Below are 17,935 nucleotides of genomic sequence, written 5' to 3' on the forward strand. Positions count from 1 at the left end.
GGCAGTCGTACCCAGCCGTACTCAGCCGTGCTTGCCGCGTCCCGTCAGCGCGTCCCGCAGCCGGTCGACCAGTCCCGCACCCGGGGCCAGCAGCTTGTTGGCCGGCGGGGTGTCCGGAGCGGAGGGGTGCGGCCTGGTCGGGGCCACCTTCTTGGCCATGCGGACCTTGTCACCCAGGTCGTTCAGCGCGTCGGCCGGGCAGGCCACCCGCAGTTGGGGGAAGAGGTTCTCCTCCTCGTCGGCGATGTGGGAGCGGATCTCGCTCATGAGCAGGGTGATCAGCCGGTCGAACTCGGGGTCGTCCGCCTCGCAGCCCTCCAGATCCTTCATGATCCGCTCGGCCTTGGAGTGGTCCTCGATCTCCCGGTCCGCCATGGTGTTCCCGTTGACCAGGTGTTCCCGCACGGCCGGGTAGAGATAGGCCTCCTCGGCCACCGAGTGGCGCACCAGTTCCATGGTGGCCTGGTCGGCGTGGACCTTGCGGTCCTTGTCACCCGACGGCAGCGCCTCGATCCGGCCGAAGATCTCCTCGACCTCCCGGTGATCGGTCACCAGCTCGTCGATGACGTCTCCTCCGTGTCCCATGCCCTTCACCTCCAGCCAGTCGGCGGCGGCTCCGGTCGGAACCGCCGACTCCCGAGTGCCCAGGCGGGTGCGACCTACGCCTGGGCACAGCTGTGTCAGTACCTGTGGGGGCGGCTCTTTGAACAGGGTGTTCGTCGCCGTTGAGCAGCGCCAGGTTGTGCTCGAACAGGGTGAGCACGGCGAGCGTGCAGTACTCCTCCAGGAACAGCTGACCGCTGGTGGAGAAGCCGATCGACCCCGGGCCGCGTTCGTCGAGCAACTCCCGGTCCGGGCCGCCACCAGATCCATCGCGGCGTTCGCCTGCCAGGCGAACAGGTCCCCCGGGCCACGGCGGACCAAAGCCGCCCCGGTGGGTGTGGGCCGAGGCCATCACTGGAACCCGTCCGGGACACGGACGTACCACCTCCGGGGAGGCCACGTGAGCGACGCCGTAGACGAACTCGATGAACTGGATGAACTGTCCGGACGGGTGCGCGGGGAGGTGGCCCGGCGGGCGGAGCGGCTGTGGGAGGTCGCGCGGGAGCTGCACGCCGACCCGGAGTACGCCTTCGAGGAGCACCGGGCCGCCGCCCTGCTGGGCGCCGAGCTGCAGCGCGAGGGGTTCGCGGTGGAGCGGGGCGTGGCCGGGCTGCCCACGGCCTTCGTCGCCCGGGCGGGCGCCCGCAGCCGCCCGTCCGTCGCCCTGCTGCTGGAGTACGACGCGCTGCCCGGCCTCGGACACGCCTGCGGCCACAATCTGATCGCCGCCGCCGGACTCGGCGCCGCCCTCGTCGCCCGGTCCGTCCTGGACGGGGACGACGGCACCGTCATGGCGGTGGGCACGCCCGCCGAGGAGGGCGGCGGAGGCAAGGTCGCCGAGGTCGACGCGGGAGTCTTCGACGACGTCGACGCGGCGCTGATGTTCCATCCGGGCGTCTACAGCTGGCAGTGGGCCCCGCTGACCGCGCAGGCCCAGTACCGGGTCGGTTTCCACGGCCGCGCCGCGCACCCCACCGGCAACCCCACCGAGGGCATCGACGCCCTCGCGGCGCTGATCCAGCTGTTCAACACCCTCGCCGTGGTCGGGCGGCGGCTGCCGGAGGGCTCGCACGTCCAGGGCATCGTCACGGACGGCGGCCGGGCGACGAACATCGTCCCCGAGTACGCGGAAGGGCTCTTCGGTCTGCGCGCCGCGACGACCAAGGCCCTGGAGGACCTCGCCGGCGAGCTGCTCACCTGCGCGCACGGCGTGGCCCGGGCGACCGGAACGACGGCCTCGGTGGTCCGCGCCACGCTCCGCTACGAGCACTTCCGCGACAGCACGGTACTGTCCGGGCGGTTCGCCCGGCACCTGGAACGCACGGGCCTCACTCTGACACCGCCCGCACCGGGCGTGTACCTGGGCTCCTCCGACATCGGGAACGTCAGCGGACGTGTGCCCGCCATCCACCCCTTCGTCGCGATCATGGATCCGGACGGCTCCGACCACACGCCCGAGTTCGCCGCCGCGGCCGCCTCCGAGCGTGGCCGTCAGGTGCTGCTGGCGGCCACGGAGGCGCTGGCCTGCACGGCGCTGGACGTGCTGCTGCGCCCGGAGGTGCGGGAGCGGGCGTGGATCGATCACGCGACGGGACTGGGCCTCGGCTGACGCGGCGCGTCTCTGTGCGTGCGCCTCTGTCAGGGCGTGGGTCTGTCAGGACGTGTGCAGCTGGTAGACGTTGAAGGCGCGCCGGATCACCGGCTGGGCCACGTTCCGCACCCGTACGCCCCCGGCCGTCATCCCGTGTTCCGTGCCCGCGTGGGCGTGCCCGTGCACGGAGAGATCCGCGCCCGCCGTGTCGATCGCCTCGGCGAGCAGATAGCTGCCGAGGAACGGGTAGATCTCCGGCGGCTCGCCCGCGAGGGTGTCCGCGACCGGGGAGAAGTGGGTGAGCGCCACCCGCACCTCGCAGTCCTGCCTCCCCAGGTCCTCCAACGCGGTGCGCAGGGCGTCGGCGCTGCGCCGGGTGTAGCGCACGAACTCCTTCATCAGCGGCTCGCCGAACTCCCCGGCACTGCGCCCGACGAACCCGCCGCCGAAGCCCTTGGTCCCGGCGACGCCGACCCGGGTGCCGCCGCACTCCAGGACCGCGCCCTCACCCTCCAGGACCGCGACCCCCGCCTCCTGGAGGATGCCGGTGACCTTCTCCGGCTGTTCGTCGTGGTGGTCGTGGTTGCCGAGCACGGCGACGACCGGCACCGGCAGCCCCCGTACCTCCTGGGCCACCACCCGGGCCTCCTCCGGGGTGCCGTGCCGGGTGAGGTCGCCGGCCAGGAGCAGCAGGTCGGCGCAGTCGGGCAGGGTGTCGAAGGCGGGCCGCAGCAGCCCCTGGCTGTCGGGCCCCATGTGGATGTCCCCCACGGCGGCGACGCGGATCACGACAGCTCCTCCGCATGGTCGGGTGAGGCGTTGTCCGCCACCACCACGTCCGTGTGCACGGCCAGTCCGGCCAGCGCCTCGTGGACGGTCCGCAGCAGGGTCTCCCGGCACTGCGCGGAGGGCACCGTGCCGCTGACCACGACCGCTCCGGCCCGGATCTCCGCCCGCACGCCCAGCTCACCGAGTTCCTCGGCGGCGAGGCGGTCGCGCAGATGGGCGACGCGGTACTCGACGTTCTCCTCGGCGTGGGCGGCCCCGCCCGTGCCCGCCTGCTCCGCCGCGGGCTCGGTCATCGCTGTCCCTCCTTCGCGCTCCGGTGTGTCTCGGTCCTGGGCGGAATGACCTCCAGCCGTTCCAGGAAGTAGAAGAAGGCGTCCGGCATCGGCGCGTCGCCGCAGGCACGGCGCACCTCCTCCCAGTCGACCCGTTCCCGCAGCGTGCGGGCGATCGGCAGGACCGCCCCGAAGTCGCAGTGGTGCTCGGAGAAGGCGGCCAGCAGGCTGTGCACCAGGTCGGTGGGGGCCAGGACCGGCATGAAGACCGAGTCGACGGACAGTTCCTGGGCCCGTGCCAGCAGTTCCGTGGTGACCGGCTGGTGCGCCAGCTCGAAGATGAGGTCGACCTGCTGGCCCAGGCAGTTCGCCTTCAGCAGCCAGTCCTCCGGCGGTGTGAACACCTGGAGGCCGGCCTCGCGCAGCGTGTCGGCGACGGCGTCGGCGTCCTCGGGCCGGATGCAGAAGTCGACGTCGTGCTGGAGGTTCTGGGCGCCTCCGTGGGCGTACACGGCGACGCTGCCCGCGAGCGCGAACAGGTGGCCCTTGCGTTTCAGGATCGCGCCGACCTGCTTGGTGGCCTGGAGGATCGCCTGATTGCGGTCCAGGGGCAGGTCACCCGCGAGCACCTCGTTCTGGGGGACGAGCTCGGGATCTCCCGCCGCCAGCCGCAGCTCGGCGACGCCGGCGCGCTGGTCGAGAGCGTTGTCGTCGGCGTGCTGCGCCATCGAAGCCCCCTTTCCTGGTCCCCGCGCGGTCCCCGCCCGGGGACCGCCGTCGAAGAACCGTGACGGCGAGGGCCGAGTACCCGGGGCGCCGGGTTCGACACGGGCACGTCGGGCGGGGGCCCGGCCCGGCCTCTCCTGCGGGCGATCGGCGATCCATATGAGAAGAACCCGCCGACGATGGCGTCGGCGTCGGCAAAGGCAGTTGAGACGGTGCCCTTGGTGGGGAAGAGTCCGTGGGTATGGAGTTCTTCTGCTACCACCGTGATCGGCCGGGCTCCCTCGCGTTGCGCGAGGAATTGCGCGAGGAGCACTGGTCCTACATGGACCGGTACGCGAAGGAGCTGATCGCCCGCGGTCCGACCTTCGCCGATGACGGTGAGACGCCCACCGGCAGCGTGCACATCGTGGACCTGCCCGATCCCGCCGCCGCCCGCGCGTTCGCCTTCGACGAGCCCACCCACCAGGCCGGCGCGTACCGGGACGTGCTGCTGCGCCGGTGGCGCAACCTGCTGGGGCGCACCATGTGGGACTTCCCCGGCGGCCGGACCGGTGGCAACCGGTACCTGGTGCTCGGCCTCGGCGCCGGCCCGGCCGCCGATCTCGCCCCGCCGCCCGACCGGGACGAGCTGGTCGCCTACGGGCCCCTGCTGTCCGACGACGGCGACACCTGGCTGGGTACGGCGGTGCTGCTCAGGGCCCCGGACCCGGACGCGGCAAAAGCCGTCCTGACGCCGGACCGGTACGCGGACATCGAGGTCCACGACTGGGAGTTCGGCGGGCGTCGCTGAGCCACGCGGGCCCATGCCCCGCGGCCCGTGTCCCATGCCCCGCGACCCCCGTCCCCGGCCCCGCGGCCCTCGTCCGGTCCCGGCGTCCGGTCGAGGCCGCGGGGCGAGGCCCTTGCCCACCTCCGCGGCGCGAACCGCCGCTCCACGGTCAGTCGTGCCGGGCGCGTTCGATGGACACCTTGGGCAGGGTGCGTGCCAGCCATGCGGGGAGCCACCAGGCCCGGGTGCCGAGCATCTGCATGGCCGCGGGGACGATGAGGCACCGGATGACCACGGCGTCGAGAAGGATCGCGACGGCCAGGCCGAGTCCGAACTGCTGGAGCATGCGGTCGGAGCTGAGGACGAAGGCGCCGAAGACGAACATCATGATGGCCGCGGCCGCGGTGATGACCTTGCCGGTCGAAGCGAGTCCTTCGCGTACGGACTGCGCGGGGTCCTTGGTGCGGGTCCATTCCTCGTGGATGCGTGAGATGAGGAAGACCTCGTAGTCCATGGACAGACCGAAGACGATCGCGAAGATCAGCGCGGGGATGAAGGCCTCGACGGGGCCGGGCTGTGCGCCGAACCAGCCGTGCTGGAACACCAGGGTGATCACGCCGAGCGCGGCGGAGATGGACAGCAGGTTCAGGACGGCGGCCTTCACGGGAATCCAGACGGACCGGAAGACCAGCAGGAGCAGCAGCGAGGAGACACCGACGACGACGGCGACGAACAGGGGCAGCCGGTCGGCGAGGGTCTCGGAGACGTCCTGGGAGGCGGCGGTGGCACCGCCGACCAACACCTCCGCTCCGGTGCTGCGCTCCAGGGGTGGGGCCACGTCCTCGCGCAGGCGGTGCACGAGGTCCACGGTCCCCTCGTCCTGCGGTGAGGTCGTCGGGTAGACGAACACGGTGGACAGGGCGCCGTCCTCGGAGGGCACGGCCGGGCCGGCCGCGGCGACTCCGTCGGTCGTGGCGATCTCGGCCTGGACGGTCCTGCCGGCCTCCTGGTCGCCCTTCACCAGGACGACGAGGGGACCGTTGAAGCCGGGGCCGAAGCCCTCGGCGAGCAGGTCGTACGCGTGCCGGGACGTGGTCCCCCGGGGGTCGTTGCCGGAGTCGGCGAAGCCCAGGCGCATGCTCAGCGCCGGTGCGGACAGCGCCAGGAGCGCGATCACGCCGACCAGCAGGGTCGGGATCGGGCGCCGTTGCACGGCGCGTGCCATGGCGCGCCAGCGGTTGCCCTCGGTCCTGCCCTTCTCCGCGGCCTTCGCCCGCTGCCTGAGCACATGGCGCTGGATGCGCCCGCCGAACAGGCCCAGCAGGGCGGGCAGCAGCACCAGGGAGGCGGCCATGGTGATCAGGACGGTGATGGCCACCGCGAGAGCGATGCCCTGGAGGGATCCGAGCCCGAGGGCGACCAGGCCCAGCAGGGCGACGATGACCGTACAGCCCGCGAAGAACACCGTGCGGCCGGCGGAGTCGAGGGCTTTGCGGCCGGCCTCCGCGGCCCGGGCACCGGCCAGCAGCTCGTGACGGTAGCGGTAGAAGATCAGCAGCGCGTAGTCGACGCCGACCCCGAGGCCGACGAGCATCAGGATGGGCGGGGTGAAGTCGGCGACGGTGACGATGTGCGAGGCCAGGGCGATCAGGCCGATGGCACCGCCCACCGCGAACAGCGCGGTGATCAGCGGCAGTGACGCCGCCAGCAGTGAACCGAACAGCAGCACGAGGATGACCAGGGCGGCCACGATCCCGGTGAGTTCGGCGGTCGGCGCCTCCTTGTCCTCCGCGTTGCGCGCGGCCTCACCACCGACCTCGACCTGGAGGCTCTCGGTGGCGATGCTCCGCGCGGTGTCGATGATCCTTGCGACGTCCTCCTTGGGGACCTCCTCGGTCTTGCCGTCCAGCGTGACGGACGCGTAGGCGATCGTGCCGTCCTCGGACACCGCCGAGGTGTCGGTGAAGGGGCTGCGCACGTCGGCGACCCCAGCCATCCGCTTCACCTCCGCCAGCATCGGCTCCACGCTGTCCCGGGCGCTCCGGACGCCGGCCGTGTCCTTGAAGACGATCTCGACGCTGTCGCCCGCCTGGTCGCTGCCGTGCTTCCTGAACAGGTCGGTGGCCGCCTGGGAGTCGGTGCCGGGCAGGGTGAAGTCGTTCTTGTACGCCGAGCCGGCGGCGGTGGAGCCGAGCGTGATGGCGGCCACGACGGCCACCCAGAGCACGAGGGCGGCCCAGCGATGACGTTGCGCCCAGCCGGCCAGGGCTCCGAACCGTCCGTCGGGTGCGGACGGGCCGTTCTGCGGCGGCGGTGGAGCGAGGGACGCGGCCGAGCCGCGGGGGGAAGACATGATGCCTACCTCGAATTCGAGCGAGTGGTGCGTGGAGTCACCGCCACGCCCACGGCCGCGCCGGCGAGCGCGAGGACGGCGAGCGCCGACCCCGCGAACACGCCACCGACCGCGATCGAGAACGTTCCGACGACGGTGAGCAGCAGAATTCCGGCGGCGGCGCCCACGAGCGCGCCGACGCAGGCAGCGGTGATCCGCGTGGGAGTGAGGGACGAGAACATGGCCCCGAGCCTGCCCGCGCACCCCGGGCGGGGGCGTCGGCCCCTGGCTGGCAGTCGGTCTGCACCAGCGGCCGGAGAGGACGGCCGGGCCGTACACCAGCGGATGTACGGCCCGGCCGGTGCGTACTGCTCCAGCACGCACCCTGGGCGCATATCCGGACATACGGGGCTGGGTGCGGTCGTGCCGCGGGCAGAATGAAGCAATGCCGCACCTGGATGTCACCCGCCTCCGCCTGCCCACAGGGCCGCGTGCCGATCTGGCGCTCGCGGGTGTCGTACTGGTGCTGGCAGGGGTGGCCGAGGGGCAGCGGCTGGGCCCGGACTGGAACGCGAGCACGTCGGTCGTCGCCTCCTGGCTCGTGGCCCTCACGGTGTGCACGGCCCTGCCGCTGCGCCGCCGACACCCGGTGGCCGTCGGCTGGTTCACGGTGCTCGGCACGGGCCTGTACCACCTGCTGAGCACGATCGACGGGCCACTCGTCGTGATCCCCGTCGCCGCGCTCTACGGTCTGGCGGCCCACGGGCGGATCCAGGCCGCGGTCGCCATGGCGGCCGTGATGGTCATCGGCCTGGGCGCGGGAGTGGCGGCCGGCACCGGTGATGTCAACGGCACGGCCGTGTTCATGCTGACCGGCTGGCTGGTCGCGGTGGTGGCCCTGGGCGGGATGCGCCACGGCCGGGTCGCCCATGCCGAGGAGGAGGCCAGACTGCGGGCCACGCGGGAGCGACTGCGCATCGCCCGTGAACTGCACGACGTGATCGGCCACAACATGTCGATGATCCACGTGCAGGCGTCCTCCGCCCTGCACCGGCTGCAGAAGGACCCCGCTCAGGCCCAGGAAGCGCTGACCGCCATCAAGCAGGGCAGCAAGGAGGGCCTGCGGGAACTGCGCGCCACCCTCGGCGTCCTGCGCCAGGTGGACGAGGAAGCCCCCACCGCCCCCTCACCGGGGCTGTCCACGATCGAGGACCTGGTCTCCTCGGCCGCCCGGGCCGGTGTCGCCGTACGCATCGAGCGGAGCGGAGCACCCTGCGTCCTGCCGGCGGCGGTCGACCTCGCCGCCTACCGCATCGTGCAGGAATCACTGACCAACGCCGTCAGTCACAGCGGCGCCGAGCACGTCGTCGTCCGGCTCCACCACAGTGACCGCGCACTGACGCTCAACGTCCAGGACGACGGGAAGGGCGCGCCCCCGGCCGGGCACGGAGCCGGCAGCGGCATCGCCGGCATGAGGGAACGGGCGCTCGCGCTGGGCGGAACACTGGACGCGGGGCCCGACAGTGCGGGCGGATTCGTCGTCCGGGCCCGGCTACCGTTCTGAAGGCGACCACGCGTCCCTGAAGGCAACCACGAGCCGATCGGCGGAGCAGTTGATGATCAGGATCCTGCTGGCGGACGACCAGCGCCTCGTGCGCGCGGGGATCCGCGGCATCCTCGACGACGAGGACGACCTGCACGTGGTCGCCGAGGCCGCCGACGGGCACGCCACGCTCGCCGCCTGCCGTGAACTGCGGCCCGACGTCGTGCTGATGGACATCCGCATGCCCGGCATGGACGGCCTCGAAGCGGCGCGCCGCATCGCCGCCGACGAGCAACTGGCCTCGGTGAAAGTGGTCATGCTGACGACCTTCGACCTGGACGAGTACGTGTACGGGGCGCTGCGCGCCGGCGCCACGGGCTTCCTCGTCAAGGACACCGAACCGGCGGAACTCCTGCACGCGGTCCGCGTCGCCGTCCGCGGCGACGCCCTCATCAGTCCGTCCGTCACCCGACGGCTCATCACCGAATTCGCCAACCGCCCCGACCACACCCGCAAGCCCGACCAACGCCTCGACGCCCTGACCGTCCGCGAGCGCGAGGTCATGCAGCTGATCGCCGCCGGCTGCACCAACGACGAGATCGCCGCCCGCCTCGTGGTCTCCCCCCTGACCGCCAAGACCCATGTCAGCCGCATCATGGCCAAGCTCGGAGCCCGGGACCGCTCGCAGGTCGTCGTCCTGGCCTACGAGTACCGCATGGTCAGACCTGGATGGCTCACGGACTGAACCCGTGGCCGCCACCGGCCTCCGCCACACCGACGACTGCCGTGACCGACTGCCGTGACCGTCTGCCGTGACCGACTTCGGTGACCACGGGACCCCTCCCGGACACCCGCGCGTAGAACGGCCTCATGACCACATCGGCCCGCCGTGCGGGCCGGCTGCGGCGGAGCACCGGTCGTCGCAGGCGTCGTCGAGGAGGGACGGTCATGGGGCAGGTGCGCGAGGGGGCACGGCTGGGGGCCTGGGCCGTCGGCGTGGTCGCCGGCCTGGCGGTGTTGTACGTGATCGGGGTGTTCGCCTTCGGGGGCGCGGGGTGGATCACCGCCCCGTTCCGCGGCGAGGCGGACGAGCGCGAGAACACCGTCGGCTCCGGCGAGTTCCGTCGGACCACGTACGAGGAGTTCTTCGACCTGTGCGAGGCCGTCCAGAACGCCGAGGGGACGATCCAGGCGCTCCAGGAGGAGCGGAGGTCCGCCTCGGAGACTCGTACGACGCAGATCGACCAGTCGATCACCGCGCTGAAGGCCACACGGATCGAGTCGGTCAACGCCTACAACGCGAAGGCCGCCCAGGAGCACCGCGCGCCCTTCCGTGACAAGGATCTGCCGTACCGGCTGGACGCCGGCGCCGAGCGCACGACGTGCGCCGACTGATCCCCATCTCATCCCGGGAAGAGGGCAGCACCGCATGAAGAAGTCCGTACGCATGGCCCTGGCCGCCGTCGTCGCGCTCGTCCTGGGTCTTGCCCTGGCGTCCTGCACCGACTCCAGCCAGGACAAGGAGAACAAGGCCAAGCAGGACAACTACGATCACCTGGTGGCCCAGCAGCCGGCCGGCCGCATGGCGTACTCGCCGACCCGCGAGGCGATCAACCAGTGGATCAGGACATGGGGGAAGCGGGGCAAGCTCTCCTACGTCTACATCCAGAACGCCAACGGAGAGTACGGCTACTTCATCATGAAGGGCCTGCCGGTGCCGCGCTGCAAGATGCTCACCCCCACGGAGAAGGTGGAGTCCTCCAGCAACGGCGTCGCGGTCCTCGCACAGCCCGGGATGGACGGCACGTACACGTCGGGCTCCACCTGCAACGCCTACTACGGCTTCGACGCCACGACGGGCGCGTACATGGAGTTCACGGTCGGCACGAACCAGTCGTTCTTCCTGTTCGACAAGCCGATGACGATGCCGGAGTACGCCCGGGCGAAGCAGTTGGGGCCGACCTCGGTGAAGGACGTCGAGTAGCGATCGTGAGCGGTCGGGGCCGGTGGGCGGCGCTCGACCGCGCACGGCCTCCGCCGGAGTGATGAGTTTTCGCACCCACACCCGTCACACCTACGACAGGACGCGACGAGGCGGAAGGATGACGTGATGGGTGCGGACACGCGGCTGGAGGAGCTGGGCGTGAGCGGGCTGGGTGCGAGCGGGCTGGGCGAGGTCGACGAGCCGACGTTCACGGGGCTCGCGGAGCGGCACCGGCGGGAGCTGCACGTGCACTGCTACCGGATGCTCGGGTCGTTCGAGGACGCCGAGGACACCGTGCAGGAGACGTTCCTCCGGGCCTGGCGGCGGCGGGAGACCTTCGAGGGGCGGTCGACGTTCCGGGCCTGGCTGTACCGGATCGCCACCAACGCCTGCCTGGACCTGCTCGCCAAGTGCCGCCCGGAGCCCGCGACCGGCGGTGAGGTGCTGTGGCTGCAGCCCTACCCGGACCGGCTGCTCGACGAGCTGGCCGCGGGCGAGGCGGACGAACCCGAGACCGTCGCCGTCGCGCGGGAGACGATCGAACTGGCGTACCTGGTCGCGGTCCAGCACCTCGCGCCGCGCCCGCGGGCCGTGCTGATCCTGCGGGACGTACTCGGCCGGCCCGCGAAGGAGGTCGCGGAGATCCTCGGGGACTCCGTCAACTCCGTGAACAGCGCGCTGCAGCGGGCCCGCGCCGGCATGCGGGAGCACCTGCCCGCCGAGCGGCAGGACTGGACCGGCGGCGAACAGGACGCCGGGACGCGCGAGTTGGTGCGCCGCTTCACCGACGCGAGCATCGCCAAGGACGTCGACGGCCTCGCCGCCATGCTGCGCGACGACGTCCGCTGCTCGATGCCGCCCACCCCGGGTCTGTACGTCGGCCGCGACGCGGTGGTGAACGACTGGGTCGGGGACGGGTTCGAGGACCTGGGGCGTCTGCGCTGCGTCCTGACCTCGGCGAACCGGCAGCCCGCCCTCGCCTTCTACCTCTGGCAGGAGCAGGCGGACGCCTACCTGCCGCTGACGATCGACGTCCTGCGCATCACCGGCGGGGCGATCGCCGAGATCGTCACGTTCCACGAGGACCGGTTTCCGCGGTTCGGGCTGCCCGAGCGCCTGCCGGCGGAGGGGACGGAGTAGTCCCGGTGTGGACGCTCGAACTGCGCGGTGGCGCGCGGGTCGCGGTGGTCGCGGGGCAGTGGTACGACGCGTTCGGCGTCGTCACCCGCGGGCGGGTGCAGCTGGAGCTGCGCGACGGCGAGCCCGGCCCTGTCCTCGGCCGCGACGCCGGTTTCTGGCTCCGCGGCACCGGCGTCCGCGCCCTGCGCAACCCCGGCCTTCGCACGGCCACGGTGCGCATCGTCACCCCCGGGGCCAGGACCGCCACAGGGCGGCGCTCCTTGCGGCGTGCAGGGCGAGGGGACGGCGGCGACGCGGAGAACGCGGGTGCGGCGGCCGTCGGACCGTCCCGGCGCCGTCGGCCGTGGTTGTGCCGTCGGCCGTCGCTGTGCCGCGGGCCACGAGGTCTGCGAGGTCCGCGATCGGGTGCTGACTGGCGCCGCCCGGGCTCGGCGTGAACCGGCCATTCTCTCGGCGCGTACCTGCCACCGCGGTCAGCGCGGGTTTCGGCGCGCCTACGCTCGGCATGATCAACACAGATCTCCGCAGGTGCCACGGCGCCGGGCCGATCGTTTGCTCGACCAGCAACGGACCGGGACGGAGCTGACCATGGCGGGAAACCATCCGGGCCGAGCCGGCGGCCGGGACCCGGGGATCATCGCGGTACTCGGTGCGTTCGTCCTCAACGGCGCGCTGCTCGGCTCGTGGGCCCCTCGGGTGCCGGCGCTGGCCGAGCAGATCGGGGCCGAGGAGGGTGCGCTGGGGCTGTCCCTGCTCGGGGCCAGCGTCGGCATGATCGCCGCTTCGCTTCTGGCCGGCCGGCTGTGCGCGGCGTTCGGCGCCCGTGTCGTGATGACGGTGTCCGGCGTCGCCGGGTCCGCGATGCTTCCGGCTCTGGGACTGGCGAGGTCGCCCGCGACGCTCGGCCTGCTGCTGATCGCGCTCGGCGGGCTGGTCGGCGTGATGGACGTGGCGATGAACGTGGCCGGTGTGACAGCGACCCGGCGGACCGGCCGGGCGATCATGCCGCTGTTCCACGCGGCCTTCAGTGTCGGCACGCTGGCCGGTTCGGTCGGTGCCGCGGTCGCGGCCGGACAAGGACTGGCACCGGGCCCTCATTTCGTCGTCGTCGCGGTGGTCTGTGGCGGCGTCACCGTCGGCATCGCCCGCTGGATTCCCGTCGAGGCACGACTGAAGGTGGCCGCGAAGAGCGGGTCCGTCGGGCGGGCGCCGTTCAGGCGACCGGCGCTGTGGCTGCTCGGTGGCGTGGCGCTGTGTGCCTCGATAGCCGAAGGAGCGACCGCGGACTGGTCGGCGCTGTTCGGTGTGCAGGAGCGCGGCCTGAGCGAGGCCACCGGCGCCCTGATCTACTCGTGCTTCTCGATCACCATGGCGTGCACCCGCTTGTGCGGTGAGGCGATCCAACGTCGGTGGGGCGCACCACGGATGCTCATCGGCGGTGCGGCGATCGGTGGGCTCGGGCTGGCCACCGCGGTCCTGGCGCCGTCGCCGGCGCTCACCTTCGCCGGCTTCGCCGTCGCCGGTGTCGGTCTGGCGTACGCGTCCCCCGTCGTCATGGAGTTGAGCGGCGCGGCCGGGCGGCGGGCCGACGGGGGCGGTGGCGAGCGGGAGGTCGCGTTCGCGACCACCATCGCCTACAGCGGGTTCCTGCTCGGCCCTCCGATGGTGGGCGGCATCGCCGCGCTGACCAGCCTGCCGGTCGCGCTCGGCGCTGTCGCGGGTCTCGTGCTGTTGATCGTCCCGCTGACTCTGGCCGCGGGTGCCTTCCGGCGCCGGGAGGTGGCCGCGGCCGAGGAGCCGGGGGCGGACCCCGACCCGGGGACGGCGATCGGGCGCAGAGCGGGCTGAGTTCGCGGCCACGGCCAGGGTGCAGGGGCGCGGGGGTGTGTCCCCTGCGGTCCCATCGCGCCGGGGATGCTCGGTCACAGCGTGGTGGACAGCCAGAGGGCCGCGGCCGCGGTGGTGATGAGCCCGAGGTTGAGTGCGATCCGGCGGTCCTCACCGGTCAGGTGGACGGCGATCGCACCGGCCTGCTGGAGGACGAAGCCGGTGGCCGCGGCCGTCGCCAGCGGGGGAGCGATGCCGGTCAGCGGTGGCAGGACCAGTCCGGCCGCGCCCAGGATCTCCACCGTTCCCAGGGCCTTGAGGGCGGGCAGGGGGACGCGGTCGACCCAGGCCATCATCGGCCGGAGTCGATCGCGGCCGTGGATCACCTTCAGCGTGCCGGCGTAGACGTAGAACAGGGCGAGCAATCCCGCGACGATCCAGTAGGCGATGTTCATGAGGCGAGGTCGGTGGCGGGCTGGGTCGCGTAGCGGCTCATCGCGTCGACGTTGGCCTGTCGCGTCAACGGGCGGCCGTCGGCGAGCACCTGTCGGAGGTCCCGGAAGTACTGCACGTACAGGTCGGGCGTGAAGGTGCTGAGCAGGACGGCGGGCAGGTCGGTCGGATTGGCGAAGGCGTGAGGGGTGCCGGGCGGAACCATCACGAGCGTTCCCGTGCCGGCGTCGTACTCCTCGTCCCCGACGGTGAACCGGACGGTGCCGGACAGGACGTAGAAGCCCTCGTCGTGCCGGCCGTGGCGGTGCTGCGGCGGTCCCTGGGTGCGTGGGGCGAGGACGGACTCGGCGATCGCGAGGCGGTGGCCGGTGTGGCTGCCGTCCTCCAGGATGCGCATGCGCGTGGTACCGAGAACGATCGTCTCGCCGTCGCCGGGGCCGACCACCGATACGACGGGGTCGGCCTGCCGGTCACTGGTCCTGGTTTCTTCGGTCATGCCCATGAGTGGACCGCCAGGGCTCTGCCGGTGTCCAAGACCGGTCCCGCGCGGCCGATACCTCGTAGGTATCGTTGCAGGGTGGAGCTACGGACCTTGCGCTACTTCGTGGCGGTCGCCGAGGAACTCCACTTCGGCCGGGCCGCCACCCGACTGCACATGAGCCAGCCGCCGCTGAGCCGGGCCATCAAGCAGTTGGAGGCCGAGGTAGGGGCCCTGCTCTTCGCCCGCTCGCCCACCGGCGTCACGCTCACTTCGGTGGGTACGGTGCTGCTCGACGAGGCGCGGGCCCTGCTCGACCACGCCGACCGCGTCCGGGTACGGGTGAGCGCGGCGGCCGGCGTCGCGACCATCACCGTCGGCATCCTGGGCGACGGCACCGATCCGGGGGTGTCCCGGCTGGCCGCCGCTTATCACCGACGGCATCCCGGGACCGACATCCGCATCCGCGACACCGACCTGACCGACCCGACCTGTGGGCTGCGCGCCGGACTGGTCGACATCGCCCTGACCCGGGCACCGTTCGACGAGACCGCCCTCACGGTGCGTGGGCTGCGAGCCGATCCGGTCGGCGTGGTCCTGCGCGCCGACGATCCGCTGGCCCACCGCGACCGGCTGCGGCTCGCCGAGCTGAGCGACCGCCGTTGGTTCCGGTTCCCGCCGGGCACCGACCCCCACTGGCAGTCCTACTGGAACGGCGGCCGACTCCGTGAGGGCCCGGTCGTGCGCACCGTCCAGGAGTGCCTGCACGCCGTGCTGTGGAACGGCACGATCGGCTTGGCCCCGCTCGGCCACGACCTGCCCGCGGAGTTGGCCGTGGTGCCGCTGGCCGACATGGCGCCGAGTCGAGTCGTCGTGGTGTGGAACGACGGTGACACCAACCCGCTGATCCGATCCTTCGTCGAGACCGCGACAGCCGCGTACCGCCCCTGAACGGCGTTGTCGGCTCACCCGGAACGGAAGCGACGTGCCGAGCGCATCGGTCACCGAGAGCGCTCGACGGCGCGAGGCGTCAGCGGATCTCCGCCGCGTCGAGCAGGGCGGCCACCGTGGGAGTGATGAGCCCTGTCAGCGTGTCGGCTCCGATGCCCGCGCGGGCGCTCGCTCCGTCGAAGACCAGCATCAGCTGCCGGGCCAGCAGATCCGGATCGCTCGCCCCGCCCGCTTCGGCCTCGGCGCGCAAGAAGGCTTTCAGGTTCCCCTTGACCCGGTGGGCCACCTGGCTCGCCGGGTGACTCTGGTCCTTGAGCTCGATCTGCACGGACAGGTACCGACAGCCTCGGAATTCGGGGGCACCCGCCTGCGACGTCAGCCGGCCGAAGACGTGCAGGATCCGCTCGCGGGGTGAACGGCCGTCGTCCGCCGCGGGCAGAAGAGTCGCCACGAAGGCGGGAGCGCGCTCCGTCAGGCTCGCCGCGAGGAGTTCGTCCTTGCTCCCGAACAGCTGGTACATGGAGCGTTTCGATACTTCCGCCGCCTTGCACAGCGCGTCGACGCCGGTGCCGACACCTTCTTGATAGGTGAGCGTGGCCGCTGCCTCCAGCAGCCGCTCTCTGGATCCTGGCTTCACCTCTGTGGTCATACGGTGAGGGTAACTCGCTTTCGCCCGAAAGGAAACCGATCGGTTTTGGATGCTGGGGCGGTGCCCGCCACCCGCGACGATCGGTTCGCTGAACACGGATCGCGTGGTGGCGGGCACCGTCCCGTCCCGGAGGTGACTCCTCGGGTCAGTGGGCGATCACGGGCTCGCCCTCCGAGGGCTCCAGAGCCCGATTCGGCATCAGGAACGCGACGAGCACCGCACCGACCACGAAGATCCCGGCGCCCCAGGCCAGCGTGGCCGTGTAGCCCTCGACCCCGGCCTGCGCCGCGGTCAGCGCGCCGGGCTTGTGCGAGGACAGGTAGTCGGCCGTGGCCGATGAGGCGACGGTGGTCAGCAGCGCCGTGCTGATCGAGCCACCCACCTGCTGACTGGTGTTGATCAGTGCCGAGGCGACGCCCGCGTCCTCGTGGTGCACGCCCGCGGTCGCACCCTGGAACGCGGTGGTCATCACCCCGCCGATGCCGAGACCCAGCAGGATCATGCCGGGCATGATGTCGGCGACGTAGCCGCTGTCCAGTGTGAGCCGGGTCAGCAGGGCCATGCCGGTCGCGGCGACCAGGAAGCCGGCGCTGACCACGATCTTCGGGCCGACCCTGGGCAGGATCAGCGAGGGCACCGTGGTCGAGGAGGCGACGATGCCCCCGACCATCGGCAGGAAGGACAGGCCGGCCTCGATCGGCGAGTAGCCGATGCTGGCCTCCAGGTAATAGGTCAGGAACAGGAAGATCGAGAACATCCCCATGCCCAGGACGAACACGGCCAGGAACGAGCCACCTCGGGTCCGGTCCAGCACGACGCGCAGGGGCAGCAGCGGATGCGCGACCCTGAGCTCCACCCACGCGAACACCGCGAGCAGCACCACGCCGCTGATCATGGAACCGAGCGCGACCGGGTCGGTCCAGCTGGTGGATTCGACGTGCGCGAAGCCGTAGACGATGCCGAACAGTGCGGCGCTGACCACGACGGTGCCGGGGATGTCGATCTTGGGGCGATCGGTGACCGCGGGCTTGGCCAGCAACAGCAGCGCACCGACCAGCGCGACGCCCGCGAAAATGACGTTCACGTACATCACCCAGCGCCACGACGCCCATTCGGTGAGCATGCCGCCGAGCAGCAGGCCGACCGCGGCGCCCGCACCGGACAGCGCGCTGAAGATGCCGAACGCCTTCGGCCTCTCGGCCGGGTCGGTGAAGGTCACGCTGAGCAGCGAGAGCGCCGCGGGCGCGAGCAGCGCGGCGAAGAGGCCCTGGGCCACGCGTGCCGCGACGAGTATCTCGAAGGTGCCGGCCGCGCCGCCGACGATGGACGCGACCGCGAAACCGATCAGGCCGGTCACGAAGGTGGTGCGGCGGCCGAACAGGTCGCCGAGCCGGCCACCGAGCAGCAGCAGGCTGCCGAACGCCAGGGCGTAACCCGTGATGACCCACTGCCGGCTGCCGTCACTGAAACCGAGGTCGTGTTGCGCTTCGGGCAGCGCGATGTTCACGACGGTCGCGTCGAGCGTGACCATGAGCTGTGCCACGCCCAGCACCACGAGTACCCACCAGCGCATGGCGTGTGAGCCGCGGCGGCCCGAGTCTGTCTTCCCGGAGGCAGGCGCCCCGCGATCGAACGTGGTAGTCATCTTTTCCCTTTGTCGCTGTTCATGGGCCGAACGTCGGTGGAAACCGATCTGTTTCCAGCTAGGAAAACAGATCGGTTTCCTTGATGCAAGCGAGCCGGTGATCTCGACCTGTCGAACGCGGCGGCGCCGCCACGTCTTGCGCTCGGAAACTGATCGGTTTACGATCGTGGAAACTGAACGGTT

Annotated in this window: 20 protein-coding genes; 10 read left to right on the plus strand and 10 right to left on the minus strand. The window is 71.7% G+C overall.

Annotated features, from left to right (window positions below; translation table 11 throughout):
* Positions 1 to 21 precede the first annotated feature (21 nt).
* A complete protein-coding gene (locus K4B79_RS08615) occupies positions 22 to 585 on the minus strand; it encodes a hemerythrin domain-containing protein (RefSeq protein ID WP_232025713.1) in 564 nt (187 codons plus the stop codon).
* A gap of 418 nt (positions 586 to 1,003) precedes the next feature.
* Here K4B79_RS08615 and K4B79_RS08620 point away from each other — a divergent pair, with 418 nt between their 5' ends.
* Positions 1,004 to 2,212 (plus strand): amidohydrolase, encoded by a 1,209-nt coding sequence (locus tag K4B79_RS08620; protein ID WP_232025714.1) that lies wholly within the window; start codon positions 1,004 to 1,006, stop codon positions 2,210 to 2,212.
* A 45-nt stretch (positions 2,213 to 2,257) separates the two neighbouring features.
* Here K4B79_RS08620 and K4B79_RS08625 read toward each other — a convergent pair whose 3' ends face one another.
* Genes K4B79_RS08625 through K4B79_RS08635 form a run of 3 tightly spaced genes read right to left on the minus strand, consistent with a single transcriptional unit; the run spans position 2,258 to position 3,983 of the window.
* Positions 2,258 to 2,983, minus strand: coding sequence for a metallophosphoesterase family protein (locus K4B79_RS08625; RefSeq protein ID WP_232025715.1), 726 nt, complete (start codon positions 2,981 to 2,983; stop codon positions 2,258 to 2,260).
* The gene (locus K4B79_RS08630; RefSeq protein ID WP_232025716.1) at positions 2,980 to 3,276 is read right to left on the minus strand and encodes a BON domain-containing protein; all 297 of its coding nucleotides are present in this window, start codon (positions 3,274 to 3,276) and stop codon (positions 2,980 to 2,982) included. Before K4B79_RS08630 ends, K4B79_RS08625 begins: the two co-directional genes overlap by 4 nt.
* Positions 3,273 to 3,983 (minus strand): nucleotidyltransferase domain-containing protein, encoded by a 711-nt coding sequence (locus K4B79_RS08635; RefSeq protein WP_232025717.1) that lies wholly within the window; start codon positions 3,981 to 3,983, stop codon positions 3,273 to 3,275. Before K4B79_RS08635 ends, K4B79_RS08630 begins: the two co-directional genes overlap by 4 nt.
* A 239-nt stretch (positions 3,984 to 4,222) precedes the next feature.
* Here K4B79_RS08635 and K4B79_RS08640 point away from each other — a divergent pair, with 239 nt between their 5' ends.
* Positions 4,223 to 4,771, plus strand: a complete 549-nt coding sequence (locus K4B79_RS08640; RefSeq protein WP_232026228.1) for a YciI family protein — start codon at positions 4,223 to 4,225, stop codon at positions 4,769 to 4,771.
* 148 nt (positions 4,772 to 4,919) lie between these two features.
* Here K4B79_RS08640 and K4B79_RS08645 read toward each other — a convergent pair whose 3' ends face one another.
* Both K4B79_RS08645 and K4B79_RS08650 read right to left on the minus strand, forming a co-directional pair.
* Positions 4,920 to 7,103, minus strand: a complete 2,184-nt coding sequence (locus K4B79_RS08645; RefSeq protein WP_232025718.1) for an MMPL family transporter — start codon at positions 7,101 to 7,103, stop codon at positions 4,920 to 4,922.
* Between the two features lie 5 nt (positions 7,104 to 7,108).
* A complete protein-coding gene (locus K4B79_RS08650; protein ID WP_232025719.1) occupies positions 7,109 to 7,324 on the minus strand; it encodes a hypothetical protein in 216 nt (71 codons plus the stop codon).
* Positions 7,325 to 7,527: 203 nt separating this feature from the next.
* Here K4B79_RS08650 and K4B79_RS08655 point away from each other — a divergent pair, with 203 nt between their 5' ends.
* From K4B79_RS08655 to K4B79_RS08685, 7 genes are all read left to right on the plus strand, one after another.
* A complete protein-coding gene (locus tag K4B79_RS08655) occupies positions 7,528 to 8,646 on the plus strand; it encodes a sensor histidine kinase (RefSeq protein ID WP_232025720.1) in 1,119 nt (372 codons plus the stop codon).
* Positions 8,647 to 8,698: 52 nt separating this feature from the next.
* Positions 8,699 to 9,370: a response regulator gene (locus tag K4B79_RS08660; RefSeq protein WP_232025721.1), complete on the plus strand. Its 672-nt coding sequence runs from the start codon at positions 8,699 to 8,701 to the stop codon at positions 9,368 to 9,370.
* Between the two features lie 203 nt (positions 9,371 to 9,573).
* Positions 9,574 to 10,020 (plus strand): hypothetical protein, encoded by a 447-nt coding sequence (locus tag K4B79_RS08665; RefSeq protein WP_232025722.1) that lies wholly within the window; start codon positions 9,574 to 9,576, stop codon positions 10,018 to 10,020.
* Positions 10,021 to 10,054: 34 nt separating this feature from the next.
* Positions 10,055 to 10,609, plus strand: a complete 555-nt coding sequence (locus K4B79_RS08670; RefSeq protein WP_232025723.1) for a hypothetical protein — start codon at positions 10,055 to 10,057, stop codon at positions 10,607 to 10,609.
* Between the two features lie 126 nt (positions 10,610 to 10,735).
* On the plus strand, positions 10,736 to 11,749 hold the full coding sequence (locus K4B79_RS08675) for an RNA polymerase subunit sigma-70 (protein WP_232025724.1): 1,014 nt from the start codon (positions 10,736 to 10,738) through the stop codon (positions 11,747 to 11,749).
* Positions 11,750 to 11,754: 5 nt separating this feature from the next.
* Entirely contained in the window at positions 11,755 to 12,186 is a 432-nt protein-coding gene (locus K4B79_RS08680) for a hypothetical protein (RefSeq protein ID WP_232025725.1), read from the plus strand.
* A 151-nt stretch (positions 12,187 to 12,337) separates the two neighbouring features.
* A complete protein-coding gene (locus tag K4B79_RS08685) occupies positions 12,338 to 13,597 on the plus strand; it encodes an MFS transporter (RefSeq protein ID WP_232025726.1) in 1,260 nt (419 codons plus the stop codon).
* Between the two features lie 74 nt (positions 13,598 to 13,671).
* Here K4B79_RS08685 and K4B79_RS08690 read toward each other — a convergent pair whose 3' ends face one another.
* Positions 13,672 to 14,031, minus strand: a complete 360-nt coding sequence (locus K4B79_RS08690; protein ID WP_232025727.1) for a DoxX family protein — start codon at positions 14,029 to 14,031, stop codon at positions 13,672 to 13,674.
* Entirely contained in the window at positions 14,028 to 14,531 is a 504-nt protein-coding gene (locus tag K4B79_RS08695; protein WP_232025728.1) for a cupin domain-containing protein, read from the minus strand. Before K4B79_RS08695 ends, K4B79_RS08690 begins: the two co-directional genes overlap by 4 nt.
* A 75-nt stretch (positions 14,532 to 14,606) precedes the next feature.
* Between K4B79_RS08695 and K4B79_RS08700 the strand changes: the two genes are divergently transcribed.
* Positions 14,607 to 15,458 (plus strand): LysR family transcriptional regulator, encoded by an 852-nt coding sequence (locus K4B79_RS08700; RefSeq protein WP_232025729.1) that lies wholly within the window; start codon positions 14,607 to 14,609, stop codon positions 15,456 to 15,458.
* A 79-nt stretch (positions 15,459 to 15,537) separates the two neighbouring features.
* Here K4B79_RS08700 and K4B79_RS08705 read toward each other — a convergent pair whose 3' ends face one another.
* Together K4B79_RS08705 and K4B79_RS08710 are read right to left on the minus strand one after the other, a co-directional pair.
* Entirely contained in the window at positions 15,538 to 16,107 is a 570-nt protein-coding gene (locus tag K4B79_RS08705; RefSeq protein WP_232025730.1) for a TetR/AcrR family transcriptional regulator, read from the minus strand.
* A 145-nt stretch (positions 16,108 to 16,252) separates the two neighbouring features.
* Positions 16,253 to 17,752 (minus strand): MFS transporter, encoded by a 1,500-nt coding sequence (locus tag K4B79_RS08710; protein WP_232026229.1) that lies wholly within the window; start codon positions 17,750 to 17,752, stop codon positions 16,253 to 16,255.
* Positions 17,753 to 17,935: the final 183 nt, after the last annotated feature.

This window comes from Streptomyces lincolnensis (genome assembly GCF_021173675.1).
Classification (GTDB): domain Bacteria; phylum Actinomycetota; class Actinomycetes; order Streptomycetales; family Streptomycetaceae; genus Streptomyces; species Streptomyces lincolnensis_B.